Source organism: Anaerolineae bacterium, assembly GCA_011176535.1.
In the GTDB taxonomy this organism is placed as follows: domain Bacteria; phylum Chloroflexota; class Anaerolineae; order Anaerolineales; family DRMV01; genus DUEP01.
The window spans coordinates 1-13448 of the sequence record DUEP01000009.1 but is presented as its reverse complement, the minus strand read 5'-3'; the positions used below and the strand labels follow the sequence as shown (position 1 = coordinate 13448).

At 62.8% G+C, this 13448-nt stretch carries 11 protein-coding genes and 2 pseudogenes; 7 read left to right on the top strand and 6 right to left on the bottom strand.

Annotated features, from left to right (window positions below; translation table 11 throughout):
• Positions 1–16: 16 nt before the first annotated feature.
• The 5 genes from G4O04_01845 to G4O04_01825 all read left to right on the top strand — a co-directional run bounded on the left by G4O04_01845 (position 17) and on the right by G4O04_01825 (position 6405).
• Positions 17–748, top strand: a complete 732-nt coding sequence (locus G4O04_01845; GenBank protein HEY57279.1) for a phosphatase PAP2 family protein — start codon at positions 17–19, stop codon at positions 746–748.
• A 25-nt stretch (positions 749–773) separates the two neighbouring features.
• Positions 774–1508, top strand: coding sequence for a phosphatase PAP2 family protein (locus tag G4O04_01840; GenBank protein ID HEY57278.1), 735 nt, complete (start codon positions 774–776; stop codon positions 1506–1508).
• Positions 1492–3864, top strand: a complete 2373-nt coding sequence (locus G4O04_01835) for a glycosyltransferase (GenBank protein HEY57277.1) — start codon at positions 1492–1494, stop codon at positions 3862–3864. Before G4O04_01840 ends, G4O04_01835 begins: the two co-directional genes overlap by 17 nt.
• A 239-nt stretch (positions 3865–4103) precedes the next feature.
• A complete protein-coding gene (locus tag G4O04_01830; protein ID HEY57276.1) occupies positions 4104–5489 on the top strand; it encodes a UDP-glucose/GDP-mannose dehydrogenase family protein in 1386 nt (461 codons plus the stop codon).
• A complete protein-coding gene (locus G4O04_01825) occupies positions 5479–6405 on the top strand; it encodes a methyltransferase domain-containing protein (protein HEY57275.1) in 927 nt (308 codons plus the stop codon). The genes G4O04_01830 and G4O04_01825 overlap by 11 nt, the downstream gene beginning before the upstream one ends.
• Before the next feature lie 88 nt (positions 6406–6493).
• Here G4O04_01825 and G4O04_01820 read toward each other — a convergent pair whose 3' ends face one another.
• The 5 genes and pseudogenes from G4O04_01820 to G4O04_01800 form a co-directional block, all read right to left on the bottom strand.
• Positions 6494–7231 carry a DsbA family protein gene (locus G4O04_01820; protein HEY57274.1) on the bottom strand — a complete coding sequence of 246 codons (738 nt, stop codon included), beginning with the start codon at positions 7229–7231 and terminating at the stop codon, positions 6494–6496.
• Positions 7232–7246: 15 nt separating this feature from the next.
• Positions 7247–8566: a hypothetical protein gene (locus G4O04_01815; protein ID HEY57273.1), complete on the bottom strand. Its 1320-nt coding sequence runs from the start codon at positions 8564–8566 to the stop codon at positions 7247–7249.
• A gap of 213 nt (positions 8567–8779) precedes the next feature.
• Positions 8780–9403: pseudogene (locus G4O04_01810) on the bottom strand (preprotein translocase subunit SecA).
• A gap of 666 nt (positions 9404–10069) precedes the next feature.
• Positions 10070–11449: pseudogene (locus G4O04_01805) on the bottom strand (preprotein translocase subunit SecA).
• A 132-nt stretch (positions 11450–11581) separates the two neighbouring features.
• Positions 11582–11935, bottom strand: a complete 354-nt coding sequence (locus G4O04_01800) for a hypothetical protein (protein HEY57272.1) — start codon at positions 11933–11935, stop codon at positions 11582–11584.
• A gap of 649 nt (positions 11936–12584) precedes the next feature.
• Between G4O04_01800 and G4O04_01795 the strand changes: the two genes are divergently transcribed.
• Positions 12585–12818, top strand: a complete 234-nt coding sequence (locus G4O04_01795; protein ID HEY57271.1) for a hypothetical protein — start codon at positions 12585–12587, stop codon at positions 12816–12818.
• A 48-nt stretch (positions 12819–12866) separates the two neighbouring features.
• Positions 12867–13241, top strand: coding sequence for a hypothetical protein (locus G4O04_01790; protein HEY57270.1), 375 nt, complete (start codon positions 12867–12869; stop codon positions 13239–13241).
• A 34-nt stretch (positions 13242–13275) separates the two neighbouring features.
• Here the strand turns inward: G4O04_01790 and G4O04_01785 are convergent.
• On the bottom strand, positions 13276–13448 hold a 173-nt coding region (locus G4O04_01785), incomplete at its 5' end, for a hypothetical protein (protein ID HEY57269.1).

Below are 13448 nucleotides of genomic sequence, written 5' to 3'. Positions count from 1 at the left end.
CGAAGGATAAGGCGGCATGGGTTGGGATGAGTCTGCGGTTTTGTGGCTGAATCACCTCATTGCGCTCAAGCCCCAGTACTTCCATGCGGCGCTGTTTCTCTCGGATGTGACCCCCTGGATCCTGGCCAGCGCCATCCTGGTGGCCCTGTGGTTTGCCCAGGGGGAGCAGCAGGCGGAGCAGTGGGACGAAGAAGACGAGGTGTATCGGCATCGTCTGGCGGTGCTGACCACCCTCATCGGTGCCGTGCTGGCCTTCGCGGCGGCGCGTCCTCTGGCGTTTTGGACCGCGCGCCCCGTGCCGTTGACCTGGATGCCCTTGCAGGCGCCTATTGACCCGACGGTCTGGGCGCAGGTGGTGGAGGTGTTCCGTCAGCAACATGGGGCCTTCCCCAGCGACCATGCTGCCTTTTGGGGCGCCCTGACCGCGGGCGTCTGGCTGGTCTCGCGGCGCTGGAGCGGGGTGGTGTTTTTGGGAGTGATGTTCTTCAGCGCCTTGCGGGTGGCCCTGGGCTATCATTACCCCACCGACATGGTGGCCGGTTTCGCTTTGGGGATGATGGGCTTGGCCATCGCCTTTGCCTTGCGCCGTAAGATGAGTTGGTTGTTGAACCCCTTGTTGATGCAGGTGGATGCCCGGCCTCATTGGGCTTATGCCCTGGGCCTGCTGATCCTGCTGGATCTTTCGCAACGCATGGCGTGGTTCTTTGGTCTTCTGGCGACCTGGCTGGGGGTTTATTTTCCTCATTGACGCCCGGCGGCGGTAGAGGGAACCTATGAATTGGATGATGCTCGATGTATGGCTGCTGCAGGTCCTGAACCGCTGGGTAGCGCAAAGCCCCGACCGGTTTTATCATGCGTTGACTGTTTCGGACCGCCTGCCCTGGATGGTCGCGGCCATGGGGCTGACCTGGATGTGGTTTTATGGCGATCCGGGGGTGATCCCCATTTCGGCGCGGGTCACCCGTTTAGAAGCGCGCCGTCGGGTGTTGAGCGTGTTTGGCGCGTTGATCACCAGTTTCTTCGCCGCGTCGGTGCTCCAGGGCATGGTCCCCCGGGTGCGACCTTTTGCCGTTTTCTCTTTGCAAATCCCCATCCCACCGCAAATCTGGCGAAGGGTGACCTCCGGCTTGGCGGTCCAGGGCGCTTTTCCCAGCGACCACGCGGTGATGTTTTTTGCCCTGGCGTTGGGGCTCTGGACGCTTCAGCGACGCGCCGGCTGGTTGATGCTGGCCTTGATGGGATATTTCAGCGCCTTGCATATTGCGCTGGGGTTTCACTGGCCTAGCGATATGCTGGGCGGGGCACTCATCGGCGTTGGAAGCCTGGGGTTGTTCCTGCTGGCCGAGCGCTTTTTGCGCCCCATCTATGACTTTGTGCTTTCTCTGGTGTATCGCTACCCCGGGGCGTTCTACTTTGTGGGGTACCTCTTCCTCTACGACCTTTCCCAGAAGTTCACCTTCCTCTTCGCATTGATGAAATGGATGACGGGCTATGGCATCGTCCACTGAGTTCTTGCGCTACAACCGCTTCCAGCGGATGATCAACCGCTTGCTGGATCCCTGGTTGCCCCACGACCCCTATGTGCGGTTCCGGCTGCGGATGTGGGTCATCCGGTTGGTGGCGGTGAGCACCCTTTTCCTGGGGTTGTATTATTTTTCTTTCCGCTACACCCGCTCCATCAACTGGGAAGCGCCCTGGTTTGCCCTGCCTTTGCTGGCCGCGGAGACCTATTCCTTCATCGGCACCCTGCTTTTTGTGATGACCCTGTGGAAGCCTACTTTCCGCCGCCAGCCTCCGCCCCTGCCAGAAGGGCGCACGGTGGATGTGTTCATCACCACCTACAATGAACCGCTGGATCTTGTTCGCCTCACCGTGGAGGCGGCTTTGCGCATTCGCTACCCTCATCGCACCTATGTGCTGGACGACGGCGACCGCCCCGAATTTCGGGCGCTGTGCGCCACCCTGGGGGTGGGGTACATCACCCGAGGTCCGGAGTGGGAAGGCAAACCCCGGCACGCCAAGGCGGGAAATGTCAACAATGCCCTGCTGCGCACCTCGGGGGAGTTCATCCTTATTCTGGATGCGGATCAGGTGCCTGCGCCTGAAATCCTGGATCGCACCCTGGGGTATTTCCGCGACCCAAAGGTGGCCTTTGTCCAGACCCCTCAGTATTTCTACAATGTGAGCGAGGAAGACCCCTTTGGTAGCCAGGCCCCGCTGTTCTACGGCCCCATTCAGCAAGGAAAGGATGGGTGGAACGCCGCCTTCTTTACTGGCACCAATGCGGTGTTGCGGCGAGAGGCGTTGCTGCATTTGGGGATCTGGCGGTATGTGCGGCAAACCGAGCGCCGCATTCTTCGGGCCATCAGCGAGTTGCCCGTGCGGATGCAAATGGGCCATGTCCGCATCCCGCGCCGTTTTCGCCACTACGCCCGGCGAATCTCCCGCGCTGCTGTTGAGGCTTCGCAGGCCCTCCGTGAGGGAGAAATGACGCTGGAGGCTATCTTGGCGCGCTTCAACGAAGAAGTGGAGGATATCCAGCGGGAAATCATCCTGGAGGATTTGAAGCGCATCGCCGCCGACCTGAAGGCCATGGGTGCCCTGGAGCAGCAGCGGGCCGTGGAGCGGGTGGAAGCCCTGGGCGTGGAGGCGGATACGGTGGAACAGGTGCTGGGGACCCCAGAAGAGGTGGTCGCCCTGCTCGAAGCGCCGTTGTCCGAGGCGAAGCTCGAGGAAGAAATCCGGCGTCAGGACCTCTCGGCGATGAGCGAATTGCAGCAGTTGGTAGGGGTGGCACCGGAGAAAATCTTCCAGGTGTTTACTGAACCCTTCAGTTTGCTGGAGTTCCTGCGCGGGGCCTTGGGCCCCGCAGCCACGTCCACCCGCGTGGTCGCCGTCGAGACGACCCACGAGGTGGGGCAGGCCATCGAGAAAGGGTTGTGGGGGTTGCTGTATGACCTTAGCGAGGTGGCGGCTCCCCCGATGGAGGCGCTGGGCCTGGACGAGACCGTGGCCCAGGCCCTGCGTTTGGAGAGCGGAGAGGCGTTGGACATCCAGGCTTTGGAGACGGTGAGCATCACCGAAGACATGGCCACGGCCCTGCAACTCCACGCTTTGGGTTGGAAGTCTGTTTTCCACCCGGAGATTCTGGCCTACGGCCTGGCGCCGGAGGATTTGGGCAGTGTGTTGCAACAACGCCTGCGCTGGGCGGTGGGCACCTTGCAGGTCTTTTTGCATTACAACCCCCTGACCCTGCCCGGGCTGACCCTTGGGCAGCGCTTGCAGTACTTCATGACCATCTACAGTTATTTTTCTGGTTTCGCCAGTGTGGTCTATCTGCTGGCCCCGGCGATTTATTTGCTTTTTGGCATCGCGCCCGTGGTTTCGTTTGCCGGCGATTTCCTGGTGCGCATTGTGCCTTACCTGCTCATGAACCAGTTGATGTTCATGATTGCCGCCTGGGGCATGAAACCGTTGCGCGGAGAGCAGTACAACCTGGCGTTGTTCCCGTTGTGGATCCAGGCCGTGGTCATCGCCTTCGGGGGGCGGCGGATGGGGTTTCGCGTCACGCCCAAGGAGCGCAGGCAGGGGGTCTACCTCCACCTGGTGGTGCCTCAACTGGCCGTGCTGGTGCTGTTGCTTTTGAGCATTTTGTTTGGCCTGGTGGCCCTGGGGTTGGGCTGGCGCACCGACGCCGTGGGGATCCTGATCAATGTGTTTTGGGCGGCCTATGATGTGTTCATGTTGCAGGCCATCGTGCGCGCGGCGGTTTCCCAGCCTGTCGGGCCGCGTTGGCCGCCAGCGCGGGTGTTGCCCCCGCGTTACCGCGCCATGGCCGCAGCGGAAGGTGAGGCTCAGGGATAGGTGTGGATAGGTGTGGGTGTCTTCAGCGGGCTTGTGGTATCATTTGGCGGCGGTCGTCGCCCGTTGCGTTGGGGAACATCGAGGAGAGGAACGCTGTCAATGGGCCGGGTGGCTACCGCAAGGGGTTTCTTCTCAGCGAGGGATCGGTGCACCGATGGGGCCTCCGCGCACAGCGCACGCCAGTGGCGGGGCCGCTTTTGTGTTGCACAAAACCTCATCTCTAAGCGAAGGAGAGCGAGATGCGCAAGATCACTGTGGTTGGCGTCGGTTATGTCGGTTTGGTCACCGCGGCTGCCTTTGCCGACCTGGGCAATCGCGTGGTGGCTCTGGACATTGACGAAGAGAAAATTGCCATGCTCAAGCGGGGCGAGATGCCCATTTACGAGCCCGGGTTGGAGGAGATGGTGCGCCGCAATGTCCACGCCGGGCGTTTGAGTTTCACCACCTCCTACGCCGAGGCGCTGGAAGGCACCGAGTTTGCCTTTATCGCCGTGGGGACGCCTGAGGGCGTGGATGGCGAGGCCGACCTGCGCTATGTGGAGGCTGCCGCAAAGTCCATCGCCGAAAACATGAGCGGCCCCCTTATCGTGGTCAACAAATCCACCGTGCCCGTGGGCACCGGCGATTGGGTGGCCGACATCATCCGCAAACATCAGCGTGAGACGCATCCCTTTTCCGTGGTCTCGTGCCCTGAATTTCTGCGCGAGGGGGCGGCTCTGCACGATTTCATGAACCCGCATCGCATTGTCTTGGGTTCCACGGACCCCGAGGCGGCCGAAAAGGTGGCCCAGTTGCACTTGCCGCTGCGCGCGCCCATCATTCTCACCGACCTGCGCACCGCCGAGATGATCAAGTATGCCTCCAACGCCTTCCTGGCGACCAAAATCTCCTTCATCAACGAAATCGCCAACATTTGCGAAGCCCTGGGCGCGGATGTGAAAGAGGTGGCCGTGGGCATGGGATACGACCCGCGCATCGGCCCGCTCTTCCTGGAGGCGGGATTGGGTTACGGCGGCTCGTGCTTCCCCAAAGATGTGAAGGCTTTGGCCCACATGGCCGAGGTTCAGGGCCGGCATCCGCAACTGCTCCACGCCGTGATGGAAATCAACGCCGACCGGCGGCGCATGGCTGTGGAGCGCGTCAAAGAAATGCTGGGCGGCAGCCTGGAGGGCAAGACCGTAGGCCTTTTGGGCCTGGCTTTCAAGCCCAACACCGACGACATGCGCGAGGCCCCGGCCATCGACATCGCCCGCGGGTTATTGCGCGAGGGCGCCAAAGTGCGGGCGTACGATCCCATCGCCATGGAAAACGCACGCGCCATCCTCCCCGAAGTGGAGATGTGCTCCGACCCCTACGCGCTGGCCCGGGGCTGCGATGCGCTGGTGGTGGTCACCGATTGGAACGAGTTCAAGCAACTGGATCTGGAGCGGGTGGGCGAAGCAATGAAGCAGCCGGTGATTTTCGATGGGCGCAATATTTACGATCCGGCGACCATGAAGCGATTGGGCTTCTTCTATCGGGGCGTTGGGCGTGGTTACAACGGCGCTAAGCGGGCGGTGGGCGAGGAGGCGGAAGAGGCCGCCCCGTCCGAACCTGCCGCCGGAGGAGAAGGCCATGCCGCCTGAACCTGCGTCCCCGGCGGATTTGCCCCCGGTCTGCGATTACGAAGGCTCGGATTATCAGCGCCGCTTTTGGGAGCAGGCCAACCGGGCCTATGAGGACCGGGTCGAGGCCATCGCCTTGCGCCGCTTGCTCCGGGGCCAGGGGGGTGAGTGGCTGCTGGAAGTAGGGGCCGGGGCCGGGCGCAACACCCCGCGCTACCGGCACTTTCGACGGGTGGTGCTCCTGGATTACTCGCGCACCATGTTGCGCCAGGCGCAGGAGCGTCTGGGGAGCGAGGGACGCTATCTCTATGTGGCCGCCAACGCTTACACCATGCCCTTTATGGACGGCCTGTTCGATGCGGCCGCCATGATCCGCGTGTTGCACCACATGGCCGATGCCCCGCGGGTGCTGGCCGAGGTGCGGCGGGTTTTGCGTCCCCAGGGTACCTTCATCCTGGAGTTCGCCAACAAGCGAAATCTCAAGGCCATCCTGCGCTGGTGGCTGCGCCGCCAGAATTGGAATCCCTTCACCCTCGATCCCGTGGAATTTGCCCCCCTCAACTTCGACTTTCACCCCCGGCAGGTGGAGGCCTGGCTGGCCGAGGTCGGGTTTGCCGTCGAGCGTCGGCTGACCGTCTCGCACTTCCGCCTCGGCCTGCTCAAGCGCCTGGTGCCGCTGGTCGTGCTGGTGAACCTGGACGCCCTGGCCCAATACACCGGCGACTGGTGGCAACTGACCCCCTCGGTGTTCCTACGCGCCCGCGCCGTGGGCGACACCCCGGTTGCCCGTGAGGGCGCGTTCTTCCGCTGCCCGCATTGTGGCCAGCCTCTGCACCAGGAGGGGGACCGTTTGCCCTGCACGGCCTGCGGCGCAATCTGGACCGTGCGGGATGGTCTGTACGACTTCAAGGAACCACTCACCGCTCCCCGGCGGTAAACGCAACCCCCGGAAGGCGACCGCCTCCGGGGGTTGTTCGTTGGGCCGGACTCAGGGGGCCGTTCTCGGCCCATGGGGGGCGCCCCCCTCAAGGGGACTTCTGCAATTCCTGGTCGATGATCTGCTGAAACACTTCAAAGGGCTGGGCACCCACCACCGGGATCCCGTTGATAAAAAAGGTGGGGGTTCCGGTAACGCCCAGTTGGACACCGGCATCCCAGTCGGCCAGCACTTCCTTCTCCTGAGCCGGGTCCTGCAGGCAGGCCTGGAAGGCTTCCATATCCAGCCCCAGTTCCTTAGCGTAAGCCAGGTAGGCCTCGTGGCTCAATCCCTGGGCCTGCTCGAAAAGTTTGTCGTGATAGGCCCAGTACTGCCCCTGTTCCCCGGCGCAGTTGGCGGCAATGGCGGCGTTCACCGCCTCGGGATGGATTTGCGTCAGCGGAAAGTCACGATAGACAAAGCGAATCTGGTCGCCATAGGTTTCGAAAAGGCGGTCAAAGGTTTGCTGGCGGAAGCGGCGGCAGAAGGGACACTGGTAATCCGAGAACTCGATGATGACCACCGGCGCGTCTTCCGACCCGCGGGCGGGGTCGTCGTCGGCCGAGACCTCGAAGCGCTGGGGCTCGTTGTTCGCCGGGACGGCGTTGGCCCGGCTGGGCGGCGGCGTGACCGCAGCGGCTTGCTGTTGCCTGGCGTTGGTGTATCCCCAGTGATACCCGGCGAACAGGCCCACCAGCAGGGCGACCAGGAGGCTGGCCACCCAGCCGGGGGAGAAACGCGTCTGGGGACGCGGCGTGGATACAGGGTGCACCTTTTTGCGAACCATGATCTCTCCTGAAATTTATTTTTTCTTTCGGCGGCGTCGGCGACGCTTTTTCTTGCCACCGGAAGAGGCCGTTGTTGGGGCCGGGGCGCTGCTCCCCTCCGAGGCGGGGGCAGGCTCTTCGGTCTGGGTCGCTTCGCTGGCCGTCTCTCCTCGGCCTGGGGCTTGAATCTGCACCCCGGCGGGGCGGTAGGTGAATAGGTGATTCACCACACCGGCCCGGATTTCGCGGATCAGGCGTTCGTACTCCTCGAACGCTTTGGCCTTGTACTGCACCAGGGGATCCCGCTGGGCGTAGGCTTCCAGACCGATGGAGACGCGCAGGGCCTCCATGCGGGTCAGGAACTCCACCCAGGCGTTGGTGATGCTGTGGAGGAGCAGGGCGCGGTAGATTTCGGTGAGCACCTGACGCCCCAACTCCTGCACCAGGGGCTGGTGCAACGGCTCGGGGAACACGCCCAGGGGGGTGTCCCAGTGGGCTTGCAAGGTGTCGTCGCCCAGGGCCTGGCGTAGCCCACGCTGAGTTTTTGGGGGTAGCAGGCGGGAGGGCACCTCTTTGAGTCGGGCCCATTCCTCGGCCCCCAGCGCCTCCTGGCGAAAGGTTTGGGCCTCCTGCAGGTGTTCCAGCACCTCCTCGGCCACGGCCTCAGCGTCCTGGACATCCAGCAGAGTGGCGGCCAGGTAAAGGTAGCGCAGCCGGGTGGTGGCCACTTTGATGGCCCGATGTGTCTTGCGGTCGAAAGTGGTTTGCCGGCCTTCTTGCAGGCGACCGAGCAGCACCAGGATTTCTGCATCCGTGGCCGGCGTGGCGCTCAGCGGTGGGCGTTCCCGCAGCAGATGCTTCAGTTCCAGGTCCAGATCGGCAGGGATGCTCCCGGCGGGGCCGAAGAGCCGCTCGGCACGCCGCGCCAGGACGGTGTCCAGGGTCTGCAACACCACCTCGCCCCAGGTGAGGTCCTCCTCTTCCATGCGGCGTAAGAGCGTTCCAGCAGGGGCCAGTTCGGTACCGCTTATCCGCTGCAAGGTGGTCAGGGCCCGCTTGAGGTTGCGCTCGACGCCGTAGGCTTCCAGTTCGGCCAACAAGTCCTCTTTGATGCTCCAGGGGTCCTCCTGCAGGGCCTGCCATTCGGCGGGTTTCAGCGCCACAGGGATTTGCAGGATGCTTTGGAGTTCCTGCTGCACCTCTTCCCGGCGCGGGAAGGACTCGCTCAGCGACAACCCCTCGAGGAAGGTGTCCAGCGCCTCCTCCCGTTCGCGCAGCAGGTTGTCCAGGTGTTCGTCCAGAGTGGCGATCAGGTTTTCGGTCCAGGTGCGCAGGTGGCCGTGTTCGGCTTCCATGGCGCGCCGGGCCACATCCAGGAGGGCCTGACGCAAACGCGCCTCGTCCTGGCGGGCCTCCGGTGGGATTTCTTCCAGCAGGAGGTACATGGTGTAGGAGGGGTAGAGGCGCGGCCCGGCTGAAAGGGTGGGCTGGATTTGCTCCAGGTAGGCCAGCAGGCGCCAGGCGCCCTCCGGCTCGGCGACCACCTCGGCCACCCGCTGGCGGATTTCCTCCTCCAGCAAGGCGTTGACATCTTCGGTGAGGTCGTCTTTGAGGAAGACGCGGTCCCGTTGGGCGTAGATTTTGGCCCGCTGCTGGTTGAGCACATCGTCGTATTCCAGCAGGTGTTTGCGCATGTCGAAGTTGGCGCCCTCCACCCGGGTCTGGGCCTGTTCGATGAGGCGGTTGACCAACCCGTGCTCCAGGGGCGTCAGTTCGTCCACCTGCAGGCGGGCCATGACATTTTCCAAAGTCTGACCGCCGAAGAGGCGCACTAGTTCGTCTTCCAGGGAAAGGAAAAAGCGCGAGGAACCGGGGTCCCCCTGGCGGGCGGCGCGACCGCGCAACTGGTTGTCGATACGCCGCGATTCGTGGCGTTCGGAGCCGATGACATGCAGACCGCCGACCTCCCGCACCCGACGCATGTCGTCCATGTACTGCAGAAAATGGCGGACCTCGGCTTCGTAGATGCCGTACTGCTCAGAAGCGAGTTCCTTCAGGGCCTGGTAGCGCTCTTCCAGGCGCATGTCGTACGGGTCGGCGTACCCCGCCCGCTTGAGCACCCGGTTGACCGCGGTGAGCACCTCCTCGGCCAGTTCGCCGCCCAGTTTGATGTCCACACCGCGACCGGCCATGTTGGTGGCGATGGTCACCGCGCCAAAGGCACCGGCGCCCGCGATGATCTGGCTTTCCTCGGCGTGTTTGCGCGCGTTGAGCACATGATGGGAAATGCCCGCGCGGAGCGCCTGAATGAGCCGGGGTTTGACCTCCTCCCAGCGGCTTTGTTCCGTGGGAGTGGGCAGCAGCAGGTCTCGCAGCCGCTCCAGGTTGTCCTCTTTTTCGGGGTTGGCCGAGATGCCCCATTGGCGGGCGTAATTGCGCAGTTCGCCCATGCTCAATTTGTCCAGAGGACGGTACAGCGGTTCCAGTTCGGGATATTGGCGTCCTTCCTCCCGATCCCCCTGCCGCAGGAAGGCGTCGCGCAAGAGCATGATCAAGGCCAGACGGCGCAGGTTTTCCGCGTTGAGCCGTCGGGAGAGACGCTCCGATTTTTCCACCGAGGTGGTGCCCACCAAAATGGGGCGGCCCTGCACATGGAAGCGCAGGATTTCCCAGGCGATGGCGCGAAACTTGGCCTCCTCGGTGCGGTAGATGACATCAGGGTAGTCTTTGCGCTTCCAGTAGAGGGGCTTTTTCTCGGGGTCGTTCTTGTCGGCGTAGTAAGTGTAGCGGTAGCCTTCTTCGTCGGTGGCTTCCAGGGCGATGAGGTCGGTATCCGGCCGGGCGGCCAGGTACTCCAGGTTGGTGGGGATGACCATCACATCCAGGTTGTAGATTTTATGGAATTCTTCCGCCTCCGTGGCGGCCGTACCGGTCATACCGGCCAGTTTTTCGTACATGCGGAAGTAGTTCTGGATGGTGATGGTGGCGTAGGTGATGTTCTCCGGCTGGACGCGCACCCCCTCCTTGGCTTCCACGGCTTGGTGCAGGCCGTCGGACCAGCGTCGGCCGGGCATCAGACGGCCGGTGAACTCGTCCACGATGATGACCTTGCCGCCCTGGACGATATAATCTTTGTTTTTCTTGAAGAGGAACTGGGCCCGGAGGGCTTGCTCCAGATACCCCCAGATTTGCTCCTGCTCGGGGGTGAGGTCTTCCGGTCGTTCGGGATCCCGCAGGGGCATGCCCAGGGCGTCTTCGACCTTGGCCTCGCCGATTTCGGTGAGGGTGACGGTGCGGTCGCGTTCGTTGATTTCCACATCCTCGCCCGGTTTGAGGCGGCGCACGATTTGGGCCATGCGCACATACCACTCGGCGGCTTCCTGGGCAGGGCCGGAGATGATGAGCGGGGTGCGGGCCTCATCGATGAGCACATTGTCCACCTCGTCGATGATGGCGTAATGATGCCCGCGCTGCACCCTGTCCTCCCAGCGCATGGCCATGTTGTCGCGGAGGTAATCGAAGCCGAACTCGCTGTTGGTGCCGTACACGATGTCGGCTTTGTAGGCTTCCTGGCGCGGCACCATGCGCAACTGGTGCTGGTCCTCCTGGGGGGAGGTTTTCGTCAAATCGACGAGGAAGGCCTTCTTGCCGTTTTCGGTGCGCGAGGCCATTTGCAGCACGCCCACGCTGAGGCCCAGCAAATCGTAGATGGGCGCCATCCAGCGAGCGTCGCGGCGGGCCAAATAATCATTCACCGTCACCAGATGCACCCCGCGTCCCACGGGGATGTCGTCCAGCGGTTCGAAGGTCCACTTTTCGGGATCGTCGCCCCACCGCTCGCGGGCCTGTTCGACCCATTCCGGGTTCAGGGTGAGGGCGTTGAGGTACAGAGGCAAGGTGGCCACCAGCGTTTTGCCTTCGCCGGTTTTCATCTCGGCCACTTTGCCCTGATGCAGCACTGCGCCACCGATAATCTGCACATCATAGTGGCGCAACCCAATGGTGCGTTTGGATGCTTCGCGGACCACGGCGAAGGCCTCGGGCAGGAGGTCGTCTAAGGTCTCGCCCTGGGCCAGCCGGCGGCGGAACTCTACTGTTTTGGCCCGCAAGGCTGCGTCGCTGTATTCTTTTTCAAAGGTGGTTTCTAAGGCGTTAATTTGATCGACCAAAGGAAGATAGGCCTGGAGGGTACGTTTGACGGGATCCCCCCCAAAGAGTCTGACCAACCTTTTGAGCATAGAGATTTCCCTCGGGAAGAAACGGAGATTTGATGCCCCCGATTATAGCACAGGGAAAAGGGCTGCCGGGGTGCTGGGCAGCCCTTGGGGGGACAGGTTGATTTGGGAACGGGCGGCTTTCAAAAGAAGCGGTTACGTCCCCTGGCCTCCGGCTGCGGGAGGCGTTTTGCTCCCCTCAATGGCCTGCAAGGCCAGGTAGTTCGCACCGAATTTGGCCAGGTGTTGCATCTCGGTGTCAAACCGGCCGTAGTGGGTTTCTTCTTCGTTGATCAGGGCTTCGAAGATTTGCTTGGTGCCCAAGTCGGCGTTGGCGGCGGCTTCCTGGGCCCAGGTATTGTAGTCACGAATGGCCTGGATTTCCATTTCGCGGGCCTTGGTCAACATTTCCGCCGGGTCGTGGATTTTGCTCACCGGTGCGGAAGCGGTCATCTCGACCTCGCCGCCGAGGAAAAGGATGCGCTCGGCCAGGCGCTCCACATGGAGCATCAGGGCTTTTTCGTGTTCTTACACTCCTGGATGGAGGCCGGCCGGACTGGACATCCCCACCTTTCCCCCCTCGGCCCTTCGCAAGGCTTCGGGGGGAAATTGGGGTAGTGTGGAGGGGATCAACCCTTTCTCGCCGGGAAAAATGTTGGACGAGAGCGTTCGGAAACTGCTCGCCAGAAAAAATTGACCGCTCCGGGGAAATGGGGGATTTGAAGAGAACAACCCTCTACCTTGGAGTGGCCTAATGCGCAAAGCAATTATAGCCCATCTCTTCGCGCATCTCGTGCCGCGCTTTGGTAACAAGGGTGCTTTGCCGGCTGTGGCTCAACGCCAAGGGCGCTTGCGTCTGGGCCCGGCCCGGGGATGGGCTGTCCTTCATGCCCACGAGGTGTGGCCTGGGCCTTGTCCATGGCCCGGCGGTTGCGGCACCGGGCCCCGGGCCCTTCCCCAAGGGCCGGGGGGGCCAACCGCGCCTTTACCACGATACCAGCATCTTGCTGATGGCGGTGGTGCAGGCCCTGGGACGCAAATCGTATCGTCAAATGGTGGACTGGGTTGCCACCGATGCCACCCTGGCCCAGGCCCTGGGGCTGCCCGAACAGCAGGGGCACACCGGACGCGCCGCCAAGCCCTGGGCCTGTGGCCCTTGGTGTTCTTCTTTCTGGGTTTGGCCGCCCAACTCATCCGCTTGGGCGTGCTCACCGGAACGGCCTTGGTGGTGGACTCCACCTTGCTGCAAGCCTGGCGCCGGGACGACCCCGACGCAGCCTGGGTGACCTACGCCCGGCGGCGCGCCGTTTGGGGCTCCAAGGTGCATGGGGGCTTTGCCAGGTCACCCAGCTTCCTCATTTTTGTGGCCGTCACCCCGGCCAATGTCCCATGATAGCGTGGTGGGCTGCTGTGGGTTGGCCTGGTAGCACTCCTGTTTCGCTTGCTGCCCTGGGTAGTCTATGCCGATGCCGCCTCCTTTGACCGGCGCTTTTTCCGCGTGGTCACCCAATGGGTTGGCGCGCATCCGGCCGTAGATTACCACCCTCGGCGACGAGGAAAGCAGCAGTGGACCACGCCTTTCTTCATCGGGCCATGGCGGCGGCCGGTCTTGGGTCCTCGGGGTGCCATAGAACGCCATTTTGCCCGGCTCAAGCGCCACTTTGGGCTGAAGGACTTTCAAGGTTATACCATAGTTTGGGTAACCCAGGATGTCTTGCTGACGCACATTGCGGTTCTGGCGGTGGCCCCGGCGGCCCGGCGCTATCAACGCCCGGATTGGCTCCGCCGTCGCAGTATGGTACTCGCCCATGTTTAGGAGGTTTCCGAACGCTCTCGTCTAATTAAAAACCTCAACCCTGACAAAAAGGGCAACGCCCCGTCGGCGGCGATCCACTGCCGTTGAACTTGCGCGCCAGGTGGACATGGGTGCCGGTGGCGATGCCGCCTTCGCAGGAGGGGTGCCCGATGCGTTCCCCAGGGTAGAGGTGTTGTCCTACGGGCACGCGTTCCCGGGCGGCGATGT